Source organism: Gordonia sp. NPDC003429, assembly GCF_053588575.1.
The window spans coordinates 159,322-175,800 of sequence record NZ_JBSFQF010000005.1; the positions used below are offsets into that span (position 1 = coordinate 159,322).

11 protein-coding genes are annotated in these 16,479 nt (G+C 66.7%); 6 read left to right on the forward strand and 5 right to left on the reverse strand.

What is annotated here, in order from left to right; translation table 11 throughout:
• Positions 1–15: 15 nt before the first annotated feature.
• The 3 genes from ACWDSI_RS08670 to ACWDSI_RS08680 are packed head-to-tail and all read right to left on the reverse strand — an operon-like array spanning position 16 to position 5,650.
• Positions 16–3,357, reverse strand: coding sequence for an ATP-binding protein (locus ACWDSI_RS08670; RefSeq protein ID WP_449756303.1), 3,342 nt, complete (start codon positions 3,355–3,357; stop codon positions 16–18).
• The gene (locus tag ACWDSI_RS08675) at positions 3,354–4,145 is read right to left on the reverse strand and encodes a DUF4194 domain-containing protein (protein WP_449756304.1); all 792 of its coding nucleotides are present in this window, start codon (positions 4,143–4,145) and stop codon (positions 3,354–3,356) included. The genes ACWDSI_RS08670 and ACWDSI_RS08675 overlap by 4 nt, the downstream gene beginning before the upstream one ends.
• Entirely contained in the window at positions 4,145–5,650 is a 1,506-nt protein-coding gene (locus tag ACWDSI_RS08680; protein WP_449756305.1) for a DUF3375 domain-containing protein, read from the reverse strand. Before ACWDSI_RS08680 ends, ACWDSI_RS08675 begins: the two co-directional genes overlap by 1 nt.
• 235 nt (positions 5,651–5,885) lie before the next feature.
• Between ACWDSI_RS08680 and ACWDSI_RS08685 the strand changes: the two genes are divergently transcribed.
• A complete protein-coding gene (locus ACWDSI_RS08685; protein ID WP_449746271.1) occupies positions 5,886–8,123 on the forward strand; it encodes an NADP-dependent isocitrate dehydrogenase in 2,238 nt (745 codons plus the stop codon).
• 20 nt (positions 8,124–8,143) lie between these two features.
• On the opposite strand, the gene ACWDSI_RS08690 is transcribed toward ACWDSI_RS08685, so the two are convergent.
• The gene (locus ACWDSI_RS08690; protein WP_449746501.1) at positions 8,144–8,596 is read right to left on the reverse strand and encodes a M15 family metallopeptidase; all 453 of its coding nucleotides are present in this window, start codon (positions 8,594–8,596) and stop codon (positions 8,144–8,146) included.
• Between the two features lie 187 nt (positions 8,597–8,783).
• Between ACWDSI_RS08690 and ACWDSI_RS08695 the strand changes: the two genes are divergently transcribed.
• Both ACWDSI_RS08695 and ACWDSI_RS08700 read left to right on the forward strand, forming a co-directional pair.
• Positions 8,784–9,137, forward strand: coding sequence for a VOC family protein (locus ACWDSI_RS08695; RefSeq protein WP_449746272.1), 354 nt, complete (start codon positions 8,784–8,786; stop codon positions 9,135–9,137).
• 42 nt (positions 9,138–9,179) lie between these two features.
• Positions 9,180–9,737, forward strand: a complete 558-nt coding sequence (locus ACWDSI_RS08700) for an FKBP-type peptidyl-prolyl cis-trans isomerase (RefSeq protein WP_449746273.1) — start codon at positions 9,180–9,182, stop codon at positions 9,735–9,737.
• Between the two features lie 13 nt (positions 9,738–9,750).
• Here ACWDSI_RS08700 and ACWDSI_RS08705 read toward each other — a convergent pair whose 3' ends face one another.
• Complete coding sequence (locus ACWDSI_RS08705; RefSeq protein WP_449746274.1) at positions 9,751–10,608, reverse strand: hypothetical protein; 858 nt, start codon at positions 10,606–10,608, stop codon at positions 9,751–9,753.
• Between the two features lie 261 nt (positions 10,609–10,869).
• Between ACWDSI_RS08705 and ACWDSI_RS08710 the strand changes: the two genes are divergently transcribed.
• The 3 genes from ACWDSI_RS08710 to ACWDSI_RS08720 are packed head-to-tail and all read left to right on the forward strand — an operon-like array spanning position 10,870 to position 16,475.
• The gene (locus ACWDSI_RS08710) at positions 10,870–12,690 is read left to right on the forward strand and encodes a peroxidase family protein (RefSeq protein WP_449756306.1); all 1,821 of its coding nucleotides are present in this window, start codon (positions 10,870–10,872) and stop codon (positions 12,688–12,690) included.
• Entirely contained in the window at positions 12,687–13,814 is a 1,128-nt protein-coding gene (locus tag ACWDSI_RS08715; protein WP_449756338.1) for a catalase family protein, read from the forward strand. The genes ACWDSI_RS08710 and ACWDSI_RS08715 overlap by 4 nt, the downstream gene beginning before the upstream one ends.
• A 48-nt stretch (positions 13,815–13,862) precedes the next feature.
• Entirely contained in the window at positions 13,863–16,475 is a 2,613-nt protein-coding gene (locus tag ACWDSI_RS08720) for a LuxR C-terminal-related transcriptional regulator (RefSeq protein ID WP_449756308.1), read from the forward strand.
• Positions 16,476–16,479 lie beyond the last annotated feature (4 nt).

The window sequence follows — 16,479 nt, forward strand, 5'->3', positions numbered from 1 at the left end:
GTCATTGAACCACCGTCACCCCGGAAGGTGTCCGGTATTGGTGCGGCGCAGATCCGAGAACGTCTGGATCGACGTGGAAATCGCGGTCGCCACCGGGCGATTGTCGGCGTCCTGCGTCTTCGACACCATCACCACATTGTCGATGTAGGGCTGGATCGTGCTCGTGTTCTGCACGGTCGCGACGATGATGAGCTGGAATCCGAACTTGCGGAACGCGGCAAGCGCCTGCTGGGCGAATTGAGGGTCCGATTTCGAGAACGCCTCGTCGAGCATGAGCTGCGCGAAGATCGGCCGGGTACCGCCCGACGGGTGCGACAGGTTGAAGCTCAGCGCTCCGGCGAGACAGAACGCCATCAGTTTCTCCTGCTCACCGCCCGAATTGTCGCCGGCATTGCTGTAGGTCCGGATTGTCTCGCCGGTGTCGGAATCGCGTTCTTCGCAGTAGAAGTCGAAGCGGTTGCGCACGTCGAGTGCGTCGCGCGTCCACTGCCGATCCTCCGGAGTGGAACCGGCCAGGCGTTCGCGCAGCAGCAGGATGTCGGTGTACTGCTCCAGGATCGCCTGTTCGTCACCGAAACTCACCGCGGCGGTCCGCGCGGAGATCTGCCGTGCCTTCTCGGTCAGTTCGGCGACCGCGGGCAGGTGCTTGCGGCCCGGGCACAGTCGCAACCGGGTGCCGCGGTTGAATGCCACCGCGGCCAGGCCGGTGTTGACCCGTTCGATCTGCGCCAGGATGCGCTTCTCCTCGGTCTCGGCGGCCATGTGCAGGCCGAGAATCGCGCCGGGCGCCTGCTCGGTGATCAGTCGTCGCATGCGCTCGTACGCGGCGGGCAATTCGCGCTCGTCGATACGGCGGCACAGCGCCACATAATCGTGGAGGCGCTCGTCGAGATCGTCGCTGTCATTCGGGATGGCGTCGGGGAACTCCCGGTCGTAGGCGTCGAGAATCCGGGTCAGTTCGTCGCGGGACCGGCGGGTGTCGGCTCGCATCCGGTCACGTTCGCGCGCAACGGTTTTGCGTAGTTCCTGTCGATAAGGCTCGGGTGCGAGCACGTCGAGGGTGATCGCCGACTGCTCCCGGAAACCGTCGAGCGAGTTTTCCGCGTGCGCCGAGATCGGTTCGGGGGTGAGGCTTTCGACCAGTTCGAGCAGCTCGGTGCGGCGGCGATCGTGGGTGGCGATCTTGTCGCGCACCAGCGCCGCCTGCGAGATGGCGGCCCGCACCTGCTCCCAGAGCTCCTCGGCCTTGCGTCCGAGCGCCTCGGTGTCGGGATGCTCCTCCATCAGCAGTTCGTACTGCTCGGTGAGGGCGTCGACTCGCCCGTCCGCGGACTCGACGTCGATCTCGCTCCATGTGGTGAACTGTTCGCAGATCCGCCGGTAGGCGTCGCGGCGTTGTTCGTGCGCGGTACGGTCGGCGTCGAGTGCGCCGCTGGCCGCGCGCGCGGCCTCGTACGAGCGGTTCTCGTGGTCGAGTTCGTCGCGCAGCGCGGCAATCTTGGCGTCGACATTGCCGACGAAGATGTACTGCGACGGACGCAGGCGCTGGCGGTCGTCCTTGATCGCGAGTTTCGCCGAGTCCTTGCGCAAACCGGTGTCGGTGACCGCCCGGGTGTGATCATTGAATTCGGCAGTGGAGTCCACGCAGACGTGGTTGCCCAACTTCGCCAGGATGGTCAGCGCCTCGTTGGCGCACGGGTGATCCGGGTCGGCCGCGCGCAGCGTGGCACCGAGTGTCCCTGGTTCCGTCATCGGCGCCGGCCGGTTGTCGGCGTGGTGCAGGGCCACCCGGCCACGCATGTCGTGGTTGTTGACGAAACGTAGGGCTGCGCCGAAGTGCTTGTCCGGGACGAGGAGTCGCAGACCCGCGTGGCGCAACACCTTCTCCACCGCGACCCGCCAGCGCTCGGCGTCGGGACGCAACTCCACCAACTCGGCGACATAGCGTAGGTCGTTCTCGTCGATGCCCAACGCACCCGCGATGGTGCGGCGGATCTCGTGCTCGGCGCGTGGAAGCGCGGATCCGGCCTGCTCGACCCGGGTGAGTTCGTCGTGTGCGGCATCGCGGTGAGTGCGGGCGGCCACCTCGGCGGCAAGGGACTGGGCGTAGTGCGCCTTGCCGGCCTCGAGCACACCGTCGATTCGCGTGGCCTCCTCCATCAACGTCTCCCGCAGAGACCAGAACTCCTCGGCATCCTCCGGAATCTCGAATCCCAGTGCGCCGACACGGTGTTCGTACCCGGCACGCCGGATCGACGCTTCGTTGCTCACCTTCTGGGCGGTGGCCAACTGCTCCTGCAACGGCGCCAGATCCCCGGTCGAGGTGGCGACGCGCGCGAGCAGATGGCTGTGGTCCTGTCGCAATTGGTCGTGCTGGACGTTGAGAGCGGCGAGGTCGCTGTCGAGGCGCGCGATCTGATCGTCGAGGTCGGCGATCTCTGGCTCGGCGTTGCGCAGCCGCAGATTGGTGACGTACGCGCGCACCACGTCGGGTTCGATCGTGTCGAGTACGTCGAAGCCGGCGGCCTCGGTGGCGTAGCGCTCGTGGAGTCCCTCGATGTCGCCGAGAATGGTGCGTTTGCGTCGTGACACGTCGAGCAGTTCGCGGGCCTCGACGAGCGGATTGATCTGTTCGAGCGCATCGGTGATTCCGGTGATGCTGCTCGGTTCGTCGAGCATGAACTCCCGCACGAACTGCGCGAGTCCACCAACGCTCTTGAGCGACTTGGCCTTTCCGAGTAGCTGTTGCGCGGCGTCGGACCCGCGGATGCCGATCAGGGAGTAGAGGGTCGAGAGGTACCGACCCTCCCCTGGCCCGCCCTGCCAGCCGGCCTCCCGGAAACGGGCGGCGCTGTACCCCGACGACGCCCAGTCGTTACAGGGATCGACGATGTCGACGTCGCCGTCGTGGATGAAATAGGCGCTGTGGGCGTCGGTGAGTTTTCCCGCGGCGAGCCACTTGAGCACCAGACCGGTGATGGCCGTGCCCGACGTCGACGTGTAGGTGACCGCGATGGCTGCCCATGCCGGTCCCCCGCCCCGCAGGTACATGACCTCGCGATGCGCGCCGGTGGCGTCACGCCGTTCCCCCCACGCCCCACGCACGTACTTGCCCACGGTGCGCTTGCCGCCGGAGGAGCCGGCCGCCGTCGCGTCGCCGGAGGCGTTGAAATTGCGACGGTTGTCGGGCAGGAACGCCAACGAGATCGCGTCGAGCAGCGAGGATTTGCCGCTGCCGGACGAGCCGGTGATGAGTGCGCCGCCGGCGCTGAATCCGATGGAGTGATAGCCGTCGAACACGCCCCAGTTGATCAGCTGCAACCGAGACAGGTAGTACTGCTCGGTCGCGTCGCTCACCATTGGTCTCCTTCGTCCCCGGGCTCGTCCTCTGCCTCGTCCTCTGCGTCGCCGGGGCCATCGTGGGCATGTGCCTCACCGGGTCCGGGTTCGGATTCGAGGTCACCACCGGCACCGATGAATTGGTCGAACTGGCGTTGCAGGTCGGTGATCACCGACGCGGTCATCACTGCCGAGATCACCGGGCTCACGGTGAAGGTGTCGGGGTCGTCGCGATGTCGCCGCAGGAAGTCGAGTTCGCAGAGCTTGTCGATCGATCGTTCTATGCGCTTGTCGAACAGGGCGAGATCCCGGTCGATCGTGTTGGACACCCCGGCGAACATCTCGTGGATCTCCTCGCGGGTGATCAGGACGGTCTCGTCACGGGCGGAACGGAAGAACTTCGCGAGGTGCAGCGCGAGGATGGCGTCGTAGGTGTCGATGGTCTCCCGCTTGAGGATCCGGCGTCCCCACCGCGAGTCGTAGCCTGCCTGCTCCACGAATGCGACCTGCAGTTCGTCGACGAGCCGCAGCCGCAGGTCGAGTTCGGAGAGCCGGGTGCGCAGCAGATCCTGATACTCCGACACCCATGCCCAGAGCTGAGGTTGCTGATCACCGCTGAGATGCCGTCGCGTCAGGAGATTCTGGAGCGCCCAGCAGGCACGGTCGGGCATCTCGGACACGTCCCCGTCGAAGCGCGGGCTGCGGGGGGCGTCGTCGCGACCACGCGTCAGGGCGGTCGGCAGCTCGTCGAATCCGGCGAACTCGTTCGGCAAAGGGGCCGCCGACGGGGTGTCGGTATCGGTCATCAGACGTCGGTCTCCATCAGCTCAGCGGGTTCGGATGCGCCCGCACCGGTCGGGATCGGGTCGGAGAAGCTCGCCACGGGCACCTCGATGGCCCTGTCCTCACCTTCCAGGGAGCGGAACCGGACGAACACCGACTCCGTACCGCGTGGTCCCGGCTGGGTCAATGCCCACGACCACAGCACGATCACGTGTGCCAGGTAGGGCTCGTCGAGAGCGGCGATCAGGTCGTGCAGGAGTGCCGGACCCGAAGCGAGAGCGTCGTTGACCAGTTCGGCGAGTTCAACGGTGTCGACCTGGCCGGCCAGCGAGGCGAAAGAGGTGAGGTCGCCGCGGCCGTCGGCGGCGCGGGCCCGGGCGGGCGCCGAGGGTTCACGGATCTCGAAGGCCAACCGGCCCACCGACGTCACCGCCGGCGTGGCCAGGGGCAACTCGTAGCCGAGACGCCGGTCGGCCAGCGACTGCTTCAGCAGGTCGTTGCCGGCGGCAAGCGCGGCGTTGAGCTGACGTGCGACACCGCGACTGTCCTCGAGGGTTCCCGCGGCCACGAATCGCCGGATACGTCGGGCGCAGCGTTGCCGGGTACGGCCGACCTCGGCCATCTGATCGGCCACCAGGGTGAAGAAATTCTCCATCACGGCGCGCAGCCCCACATCGGCGGGCGGGAGGTGCTCGGCGACCACGGCGATGTCGGAGGTCAGGCGTGAGCGCCGGTCCGGATCCTGGATCATCTGCGCGAACGCGTGATACGAGGCGCTCTGTGCCGATTGCAGCAACGACTCGTAGTCGTCGAACAATTGACGCTGGGTGTCGCGGTAGGCCAGATCCGAATCGTGCGGGTCGTCGAGCAGCGCGGTGGTGATGCGATCGAGCATGGCCCCGTACTGGCCGATGTCGGTGATGATCTGTTCCATCTGATAGGCGATCGCCCGGGCCTCGTCGGTTGCTCCGCGCAGATCGGCGGGCGGGCGGCGGCCCTCGTCGAGCTCGGTGAGTTCGGTGTCGAGTTCCTCGATCTGCTGCTCGAGTTCGGCGCGGATCAATTCGGGATCATCGGTCACGCGGGTGGCCACCCGCCGCAGACCGGCGGCCACCCCGTTGATGGACCCGCCGGTGGCGACGCTGTCTTCGCGCCGCAACCGGCGCATGTAGTCGATCACCGACCTGGCCTCGGTGGTGAGGAAACAGATGTTGGGCGCATCGGGGGTGGCGGTGTCGGTGACGCGATGCACCCAGCCCTGCTTGGCCCACGACTTGATCAGGTCGAGACCGGGCGGCTGATCGGCGGCACCTTGATCGACGGCGGCGAGTTCGGTCAGGTCGCGGTCGAGGCGGATGGCGAGGTCGGATTCGGTCAGGCGGGCGCCGAAATCGAGGTGACGCTCCATCAGCGTGACGTAGAGGGCCGAGTTCGTCGCGGCGAACAACCGCACCGAGGCCGAACGCGCAATGCTGCGATTGGCCGCCCACGAGTCGGCCAGGGCCGACGACACCGCAGCGGTCGTCATGGTCACCTCACAGGTCGGCTCGGATCACGGGACCCGACGTAGTCTGCCATGCCCGTCGGACCGCGAGCCGGGGGCGTCGTGCCACTGCGGCGCGATTGCGCGACGGGTTCACCAGCAGGGGCGGCATCCGATCCGCCGACGAATTAGGGTTGATTCCGGACGCGCGGACCCGTGTGGCCGACGGTCGGACACGAAACCAGTGTGTGGCGACCGAACCCGAGAGCGAAGGCAGGTTATGAGCGAAACGCAGCCGACCATCATCTACACCCTGACAGACGAGGCGCCGATGCTGGCGACCTACGCTTTCCTCCCCGTCATCCGGACATTCGCCGATGCCGCCGGCATCGACGTCGACACCAGCGACATCTCCGTGGCCGCGCGGATCCTCGCCGAGTTCGACGACTACCTGACCGACGACCAGAAGGTCGACGACAATCTCGGTGAACTCGGGCGGCTCACCCAGGACCCCGACACCAACATCATCAAGCTGCCCAACATCAGCGCGTCGGTTCCCCAGCTGGTCGCGGCCGTCAAGGAGCTGCAGGCCAAGGGCTACGCCATTCCCGACTTCCCCGGCAGCCCGAAGACCGACGAGGAGAAGGCAATCCGCGACCGGTACACCAAGTGCCTGGGCAGTGCGGTGAATCCTGTTCTGCGTGAAGGCAATTCCGATCGTCGCGCCCCCAAGGCGGTCAAGGAGTACGCGCGCAAGCATCCGCACAGCATGGGCAAGTGGTCGATGGCGTCGCGAACCCACGTCGCACACATGACCGAGGGCGACTTCTATCACGGCGAGAAATCGATGACCGTCGACGGTGACCGTGAGGTCAAGATGGAACTCATCACCCGCGGCGGCGAGACCAAGGTGCTCAAGCCCAAGGTGTCGCTGACCGACGGCGACGTCATCGACAGCATGTACATGAGCAAGACGGCGCTGATCGAGTTCTACGAAGAGCAGATGCAGGACGCCTACGAGACCGGCGTCATGTTCTCGCTGCACGTCAAGGCGACGATGATGCGTGTGAGCCATCCGATCGTGTTCGGCCACGCGGTGCGCACCTTCTACAAGGACGCCTTCGCCAAGCACGGCGAGCTCTTCGACGAACTCGGCGTGAACGTCAACAACGGACTCTCCGACCTCTACAGCAAGATCGAATCGCTGCCGGCCTCCAAGCGCGAGGAGATCATCGACGATCTGCACAAGTGCCACGAGCACCGGCCCGAACTGGCCATGGTCGACTCGGCCCGCGGCATCTCGAACTTCCACTCCCCCAGCGACGTGATCGTCGACGCGTCGATGCCCGCGATGATTCGCGCCGGCGGCAAGATGTACGGCGCCGACGGCCGCACCAAGGACACCAAGGCGGTGAACCCGGAGTCCACGTTCTCCCGCATCTACCAGGAGATGGTCAACTTCTGCAAGACCAACGGGGCCTTCGATCCCACCACGATGGGCACCGTCCCCAATGTGGGCCTGATGGCGCAGAAGGCCGAGGAGTACGGCTCCCACGACAAGACCTTCGAGATCGAGGAGGCCGGTACCGCCAACATCACCGACCTCGCGACCGGTGAGGTGCTGCTCACCCAGGAAGTGGAGGAGGGCGACATCTGGCGGCTGTGCATCGTCAAGGACGCACCCATCCAGGACTGGGTGAAGCTGGCCGTCACCCGCACCCGCGAATCCGGTATGCCGGTGGTGTTCTGGCTCGACCCCTACCGCCCGCACGAGAACGAACTGATCAAGAAGGTCCACAAGTACCTGCCCGACCACGACACCGAGGGACTCGACATCCAGATCATGTCGCAGGTCCGGGCCATCCGGTACACGATGGAACGCCTCATCCGCGGAATGGACACCATCTCGGCCACCGGCAACATCCTGCGCGACTACCTCACCGACCTGTTCCCCATCCTGGAGCTGGGCACCAGCGCGAAGATGTTGTCGATCGTGCCGCTGATGGCCGGCGGCGGCCTCTACGAGACGGGTGCGGGCGGATCGGCGCCCAAGCACGTCAAGCAGCTGCTCGAGGAAAATCACCTCCGCTGGGATTCGCTCGGTGAGTTCCTGGCGCTGGCGGTGAGCCTGGAGGATCTCGGCATCAAGTACGACAACCCGAAGGCGAAGGTGCTCGCGAAGACGCTGGATGCCGCGACCGGCAAGCTGCTGGAGAACAACAAGGGCCCCTCGCGGAGCACCGGTGAACTCGACAACCGGGGCAGCCAGTTCTATCTGGCCATGTACTGGGCGCAGGAACTGGCCAACCAGACCGACGACACAGAGCTGGCGGAACACTTCGCGCCGCTGGCCAAGACCCTCGCCGACAACGAGGACACCATCGTCGCCGAGATGAACGAGGCCCAGGGCGGTGCCGTCGACATCGGCGGTTACTACGCACCCGACGCGGAGAAGCTGTCGGCCGTGATGCGCCCGAGCAAGGTGTTCAACGAGGCGCTGGCCGCGACGAACAGCTGACCTCGCACACTGCCCGGTGCTTATCTCTGGTGGGGACGGCTGTCCGCGCGCACCGCGGCGTCGGGCCACATCGGCGGGCACGGCGTGCCGGGCAGTGTCGCCAGCTCGAAGTGCCACCACTCGTTGGCGAACGTGCGGCACAACCCCCATCGGGAACCGTGTGTCTCCAGCCACGCCGCGCCGGCACGCGGGCCGACATCGATGGCATGCCCGCCGACATGGGTTGATTCCTCGGGCGGCAACACCCAGTGACGCGCAGCCGCCGGAGATCCGTAGGTCGCGATGCCCTCTCTCCACAGCCGGCGCTGCTCTGCGGCGGTTCTGGCGCCGGAGGTGATCCACAGGTCGACACCCTGCGCGTGTGCACGTCCGGCCGCCTGGGAGTAGGCGGCCGCGATGGCGGGATCGAGTCCGTCCGGACCCGACACCGCGTGCGCGGGTGACGCCCCCACAGCGGCGGCGCCCACCGTCATCGCCGCGGCGATCGACACCAGTGCCCCTGTCCGAAGGCCCGCGGGGAGGATTCGCATCTCACGTGCCTACCGGAATCGGACCGCCCGCGCCACCGTCCCGCGCCACCGTCATGACCAAAGACCCATCCGCGCTGCCCGCCGGTGCCCTACCGTGAAGTGCGATTTCGCTTTGACACAGGAGGCAGTGATGAGTGATCACGAGGTCCGGATGATCGTGTTGTCCACCGATGACCTGGACGAGTCGATCCGCTTCTACGGCGACACCCTCGGAATGGGACTGAAGTTCCGCGACGGCGCGCATTTCGCCGCGCTCGACGGCGGATCGGTGACGCTGGCACTGGCCACCGATGTGGATCACCCCATCCCGGGGAAGGTGGTGGTGGGTATCAAGACGACCGACGTCGACGCCGCGGCGAAAGAGGTCGAGGCAAGTGGAGGCGCCATCATCAAGGGGCCCTACGACGACGCCCACGAGCGACGTGCCGTGGTCTACGACAACAAGGGCAACGGGCTGGTGTTCTACAGCCCCCTCAAACGGTGATCCGCGGCGGCGACCCAGCCGCCGTTGGGTAGCGTGGCGCGGATGAACATTCGTCGCGCACTCGTCGTCCCGGTGACCGCAGCAGCGATCGTGGGGTTGGCCGCGTGTGGTTCGGACTCGGGCACGACCGGGGCGGCCGCACAATCGTGTCCCTCGGCAGCCCCTGATCACGCCGACCCCAACTGGACCTTGACGGGAACCACCGGTCGCGTGGCGGTCACCGGATCGACCGCCACCACCGCACCCCAGATCACCGTCACCACCCCGTTTACGGTGTCGGCGACGCAGGTGCATGTGATCAAGCCGGGTGACGGCGCCGAGGTCACCGCGGCATCCACGGTCGACGTCTGCTATGCGGGTGTCGACGGTCGCACCGGCAAGACCTTCGACAGCAGCTACGAGCGCGGCGTCCCCGCACCGTTCCCGGTCAATGGCGTGGTTCCCGGATTCCAGAAGGCGCTGATCGGCCAGCGCGTGGGCGCCGTCGTCGCGGTGGCGATGACATCGGCCGACGGATATCCCGAGGGAAACCCGGACGCGGGGATCGACAAGGGCGACACCCTCGTCTTCGAGCTCTCGATCCTCTCCGCGGAGGGCTGACCGGAGCACACCGTCACCGCACGCACCGTGCGAGCGTGTCGATGAGCGGGCCGGTCTTGCCGGTGAGGGCCGACACCGATATTCCGCGCCGCTCCAGGCCGCCGTGCAGACGCTGCTGGACTTGTGCGGCGCGCACGGCAAACGCGACCATCGGTTCTTGATCGATCGGCGCGACGGTGGTCGACAGTTCGAGGGTCTCGACGTCGCGCACCGACCACAACTCCGCGGTCACCGGGAGACCGTCTATGTCGAGGCAACGCCACAGTGCCGAGCGAATGGGACCGAGCGTGATCAGCCTGTCGATGGGCACTCCCCCGGACGTGCATCCGACCACGAAGAGCCGTTGGGTGACGTCGAGCAGATGGGTGGGGTCACCGGTGGCGTCGATCGCGGCCGCCAGGGTTCCCGGCGGACGCCTGCTCATCGCCGATGCGGTGAACCACCGGCGGTCGTGACACCAGTCGTGCTTGAGGTGGAATGCGAAACCGTCGGGATCGATTCGGCCCGCTCGCTGCGCTCCCGGCGCCGGATTCATTCGGCCCGCTCGCTGCGCTCCCGGCGCCGGATCGATTCGGCCCGCTCGCTGCGCTCCCGGCGCCGGGACCTCGAACGGCTGCTGCCACGAGTCGGGCAGTTCCCGGGGGACACAGGGGGCCACCTTCACCGTCAGGTCGTCGAACTCACCCGATCGCAACCGGATGATCATGCCGCTGTCGAAGAGCGGCGCGGGTATCCCGGGCCTTGCGTCATGTGCCTCGGCGAACCAGATGTTTCGTCGGATCGGATCAGTACCGGTGCAGTCGAGTGCCGCCATCGCGGGCGCGACATCCTGGTCGATGTTGACCTTGATGCTGATGGGTGCGCTCGCCACCGAACCGCCTTTCCGGATGCACGAATCGTGCGCTGGCCGCCGACGATCCCTCTCACCCGATCTTCCGGCAGTCCGCCGGTCATTCCACGAGTACGGCACTACTCGATTCGGTGTGCCATGTCGTTCGTACCGGTGAGGTAGTCCGATACCCGGTCCGTTCGGGCCCGGTTCCCTCATAGTGTTATGGGGTCAGTGTTATCGGGTCAGTGTTATCGGGGTCGAAGTGTTATCCGGCTGGGCGCGTCCGTGCGCGGAGGAGGAATGGTGACCGATAGTCGGAGTGACCTCGTACGCGGCTTGGGTTGGGTGGCGCAGACCATCGATCGACGCGTCGGTTGGGCGCGGCTGCCCACACCGATCGCCTTGGCCGTGCTGGTGGGGCTGCGCAGCCAGTTGCGCGCGCTGAATCTCTTCGACACCGATCCGCAGCCCGAGCCACCGGCGGACCCTCCGTTGTCGTCGGCGGACCATCCCTTCCGCACCATCGACGGTAGATACAACAACCTGGAACGACCCGACATGGGCGCCGCAGGCGCACGCTTCGGACGAAACGTGCCACTTGCGGACACCGAGCCCGAGACGGGACAGCGATTCACCGAGCCCAACCCGCGCCGAGTGAGTCGAAATCTTCTCACGCGCAACCAATTCGAACCGGCGACCACTCTCAACCTCCTCGCGGCGGCCTGGATCCAGTTCCAGGTGCACGACTGGGTGAGCCACCTGACCCCCGCCGAGACCGACCCCGTCACCGATACCTGGCCGATCGCCCTCGACCCCGACGACCCGTGGCCCAACGGGAATCCGATGAGGGTCCGTCGCACACCGCAGCTGCCCGGGGCGCCCGGGCAACCGCCCACCTACGCCAACCGCGACACCCACTGGTGGGACGGCTCCCAGATCTACGGCGACGATCCCGTCTATGCCAGGGCCATCCGCGACGTCGCCGAGGACGGCACACCGTTGGCCACCATCGCGCTGGACGACGCGACGGGTTTGCCCCCCGCCGGGACCGACGACCTCCTCGATCCCAACGGGCCGGTCGCCAACTTCTGGGTGGGTCTGGGATTGATGCACTCGCTGTTTCTGCGCGAGCACAACATGATCTGTCGGCGACTGGCGTCGGCCTACCCGGAACTGATCGCAGACCAGGACCGCCTCTACAACACCGCACGGTTGGTGAACACCGCGTTGATGGCGAAGATCCACACCGTCGACTGGACCACGGCGATCATCGCGCACCCGACCACGGTGACCGGGATGCGCGGCAACTGGTTCGGGCTGCTGGGCGAGAATTTCAACGCGCGGTTCGGTCGGGTGATCGACAACGAGGTGCTCTGCGGAATCCCGGGCGGGCACACCGAACTCGACGGAGTGCCGTTCGCGCTGACCGAGGAGTTCGTCTCGGTGTACCGGATGCATCCGCTGCTGCCCGACGATCTGAAGGTCTGCGATCATCAGAGCCGCCGGGCGATCGGACGCTACGACCTCACCGGGATGCTCGCCGATCAGACTCGCGCGGTGTTGGCCGACCGGGACATGGCGGATCTGCTGTACTCCTTCGGGATCGCCAATCCCGGCGCCCTGACATTGCACAACTTTCCCACCGCGCTGCAGGATCTCGCGCGGCCCGACGGAATGCCCGTCGACCTGGCCACCATCGACGTGCTGCGCGGACGTGAACGCGGAGTCCCCCGATACAACGAGTTCCGCAGACGGTTCCGCCTACCGCCCGCGAAGTCGTTTCTCGACCTGACCCGGGACCCGAAGACCGCGGCCGAACTGGCCGCCATCTACCGGGATGTGGACGATGTCGATATCCTCGTCGGCCTCTATGCCGAGCCCAAGCCGCCCGGATTCGGCTTCAGCGAGACAGCCTTTCGTGTCTTCATCCTGATGGCCTCGCGCCGGATCGCTGCCGACCGCTTCCTCACCACCGACTTCGGTCCGCAGTTCTACACCGAGGTCGGCATGGCCTGGATCCGGGACAACACGATGCGCAGCGTGCTCCTGCGCCACCACCCCACCCTGGCGCCCGCGCTGGCCGACGTGAAGAATCCGTTCGCGCCATGGCCGGCCCCGTGAGCGGAGAGGACGAGACCGTGCCGATGCAGCCTCCCTACGTGGAGTGGGAATCCCGATTCGAGAAGACCCCCGATGGCGAGGACGCGATAGTCGAGAAGATGGTCCGCGTGCTTCGCGACAACAACGAATACGCCTACCGCAAGTTCAAACGTGGTGTGCGCGATGCGCATGCCAAAAGCCACGGCATCCTGCGCGGCGAACTCGAGGTCCATGCCGGTTTGCCGGATGAATTGGCGCAAGGCCTGTTTCGTGAACCGGCGACCTACCCCGTCATCACCCGGTTGTCGAGTACCTCCGGAACACTGCGCACCGACCAGATGCGCGGGGTACGAGGCCTGGGAATCAAGGTGATCGGGGTCGACGGCCCGCGGGCACTGCCCGACGACACCGCCAACACGCAGGACTTCATCATGGTGACCCACCGTGAATTCCTGTTCGCCGACGCGAAGGAATACCTCGAGCGGGGCATGCCCACCGCGTGGGCGCTGGCGCACCTCACCGATCCGGTGCTGAAAGTGGGCGAGGATCTGCTGGCCGCGCTCAACGACCGCATCCTGCGGCCTCTCAAACGCCCACTGCCCGAGACGCTCGAGGTGTTCGTGCGGCCCAACACGCACATCCTGGGTGACACCTTCTACACGTCGGCTCCGCTGCGCTACGGCAAGTACATCGCGAAGATGCTGTACGCACCCTCGTCTCCGGAGGTGCGCGCCCTGGCCGGGCAACGCACCCCCGACTATCGCGGCATCAACGCCCTGCAGGACATGATGATCGACTTCTTCGGCTCACACGGCGCCGAATACGAACTGCGCGTGCAGTTGTGCACCGACGAGAAGCGCATGCCGATCGAGGATGCGACGGTGCCGTGGTCGGAGGAGGAGTCGCCGCACCGCACCGTCGCCACCCTCAGATTCGCACCGCAGGACCCCTACACGCCCCAGCGACGTGCATATGGCGATGACATCTTGTCGTTCAACTCGTGGCGGGGGTTGTCGGAGCACACGCCGCTCGGTTCGATCAACAGACTCAAGCGTCGCGTATATGACGCCTCCAGCCAATTTCGCCATCAACGCAACAATGCACCCTTGATCGAGCCCGCCGGCGTGGCCGACCTTCCCGATTGACGGCGTTCTCGGCGCGGGGTGTCGGGCCGCAGCCGTATACTTTGCGCCATGGGCGGACGTTGGCAACTGCTCGGCCGTCCCGCCGAACAGCATCGGGTCCGTGCTGCACTGACCGATGCGCGTAGCGGGGGTGTCGTGATCGTGGGCCCGGCGGGGGTCGGCAAGACCACGCTGGCGCGCGCCGTCACGGAGTCACTGAACTCACCGGTCCAGTGGGCGGCATGCACCGAATCCTCCCGGGCGATCCCGCTCGGGGCGTTCGCCCCCTGGGTCCAGTCCACCGCGTCGCGCGATCCCATCGCAGCGCTGGTCTCCGCGCGCGAGGCACTGATCGCCGAGAAGCACACGGTGATCGGGGTCGACGACGCCCACATGCTCGATCAATTGTCGGCGACGCTGCTGCACCAGATCGCGGTGGACCGCAACGCCCGGATCGTGGCCACGGTGCGCACCGGTGAACCCGTGCCCGACGCGGTGACGTCGCTGTGGAAGGACGGGCACCTCACCCGCCTGGAACTGACGTCGTTGACCAAGAGTCAGAGCACCGAACTCGTGGAACTCATCCTCGGCGGACCGTTGGAAGGCCTCAGCGCCGACGTGATCTGGGACTCGTCGGGCGGAAACCCGCTGTTCCTGCGCAACATGGTGGAGGGCGCCGTCGACGCGGGCACCTTGTCGGAGGTCGACGGCGTCTGGCAGCTCCGTGGACCCACGGCCGTGCCGTCGGGTCTGGTGGCGCTGCTCGACGACAGGCTCGATCGCGCCGGGGAGAGCGTGGTCGAGGCACTCAAGGTACTGGCCCTCTACGAACCGCTCGACATCGATGTGATGATCGAACTTGCCGGTGAAGCGGAGGTGGAGGCGGCCGAGAACCGCGGGCTGATCCGCATCACGCAGGACGGCCCGGCGGTCAACGCCCGATTCAGTCATCCGCTCTACGGCGACGTGGTGCGTCGACGGATCGGCACGGTGACCGGACGGCGGCTGCGGGCCAGCATCGTCGACGTACTGCGCGACCGACCGATCGATTCGCCCGCCGAGCGGATCCGGCTGGCGCGGCTGTGCGTCGACGGAAACCAGGACATCGACATCCGGTTGCTCATCTCGGCGACCAAGGACGCGATCTTCCTCGCGAATCTGCCGCTGGGCGAGCGTCTCGCGCGTGCCGCGGTGGACCGAGGTGGCGGATTGGCTGCCGCGGAACTGCTTTCGCGCGCTCTGCTGTGGCAGGGCCGGCCGCACGAGGCCGACGACGTCCTCGCCGGCTTCGACCCCGAGAACCTCGACGAACTGCAACTGGTGTTGTGGGCATTGCCCCGAATGAGTTTGTTGTTCTGGTCTATCGGCGATGTCCCCAAGAGCCGGCGCATCCTCGATCTGCTCCACGAAGAAATCGAACATCCTGTTCTGCGGCAAGTGGTCGATGCGGTCGGCGCCGCGATGGCCGTGCACGAGAACAGATTGGATGAGGGAATCGCGGGCGCGGAGAAAATCCTCGCCATCCCCGACGCTCCCAAGCAGGCGGTGGATTTCGCCGCGTTCGCGGCAGGGCTGGCCATGCCCGTGGTCGGCCGCGGCCACGACTACGCCCCGTATGCGGCGCGGTGCCGCGCCGAACAGAAGGCCACCGACGGCATGGTGCGAGTCATGGTGCGCTACTGCGACGTTCTCGCCCTCACCATGCTCGGCGAAATCGAAACAGCCCGCAAGCGCGCCACCGAGTACACCGAATTCTCTTCTGCGGGACAGTTTCTGGGGTGGGCGATCGCCAAGATCATGACCGGCCTGGCCGCCACCTACCACGGCGCGTTCCGGGAGGGCATCAACGAGATCGAACAGGCACTCGCCGCACTCAATGCCGAACAATCACTGCCGTGGCGACTACCCGCGCGCCTCATACTCGTTCGGGCCTACGCCGCATTGAACGAAGCCGACGAGGCGGAGCGGGTGTTGCGCGAGGCCGACGAGCACACCGGGCAGCAAGTGGCGATCCACGAACCGCAACGGGTGATCGCGCGTGCCTGGCTGGCCGCCGCGCAGGGCAGCCAACGCGACGCCATCGCACACGCCCGGGAAGCGAGCCGCATCGCCCGTGAATCAGGTCAGTTCGCGCTGGAAGCCGAGGCCCTGCACCACGCAACGAGATTCGGGGACACGAGCACCGCGGACCGGTTGGGCGAACTCGCTCCTCGGCTGCAAGGCGTCGCGGGGCGTCTGTTCGCACGGCACGCCGCCGCGGTCGACGCCTCCGACCCTGATGCGCTCGACGCGGTGAGCCACGACTTCGAGGAGATCGGGCTGCTGCTCTCGGCCGCCGACGCGGCCGCGCAGGCGGCCACGCTGTACCGACACGCGGAACGTCGCAAGGAGAACGCCGCCACCGCCGCCCGTGTGCTGCGGCTGTCGACCGCGTGCGACGGGGCCACCACCCCCGCGATCCGGGCCACCGCGCGTCCGCTTCCGGTCACGGCGCGTGAGCGGGAGATCGCCGCCCTCATCTCGAGGGGACTGACCAACCGGGAAATCGCCGATCGGCTCACGGTGTCGGTACGCACCGTCGAGGGACACATCTACCGCGCGTGTATCAAACTCGACGTCGCCGACCGCGACGAGTTCGCGCAGCTGGTGTGGGATTCCGATGCCGGGGGTGCACGCGCCTGATCGG

Bases quoted from the DNA above. Each gene is read 5' to 3' on its own strand.
- ACWDSI_RS08675 (WP_449756304.1), bottom strand. From the start codon at position 4,145: ATGACCGATACCGACACCCCGTCGGCGGCCCCTTTGCCGAACGAGTTC.
- ACWDSI_RS08680 (WP_449756305.1), bottom strand. From the start codon at position 5,650: ATGACGACCGCTGCGGTGTCGTCGGCCCTGGCCGACTCGTGGGCGGCC.
- ACWDSI_RS08695 (WP_449746272.1), top strand. From the start codon at position 8,784: ATGAGTGATCACGAGGTCCGGATGATCGTGTTGTCCACCGATGACCTG.
- ACWDSI_RS08710 (WP_449756306.1), top strand. From the start codon at position 10,870: ATGGTGACCGATAGTCGGAGTGACCTCGTACGCGGCTTGGGTTGGGTG.
- ACWDSI_RS08690 (WP_449746501.1), bottom strand. From the start codon at position 8,596: ATGACGGTGGGCGCCGCCGCTGTGGGGGCGTCACCCGCGCACGCGGTG.
- ACWDSI_RS08720 (WP_449756308.1), top strand. From the start codon at position 13,863: ATGGGCGGACGTTGGCAACTGCTCGGCCGTCCCGCCGAACAGCATCGG.
- ACWDSI_RS08700 (WP_449746273.1), top strand. From the start codon at position 9,180: ATGAACATTCGTCGCGCACTCGTCGTCCCGGTGACCGCAGCAGCGATC.
- ACWDSI_RS08685 (WP_449746271.1), top strand. From the start codon at position 5,886: ATGAGCGAAACGCAGCCGACCATCATCTACACCCTGACAGACGAGGCG.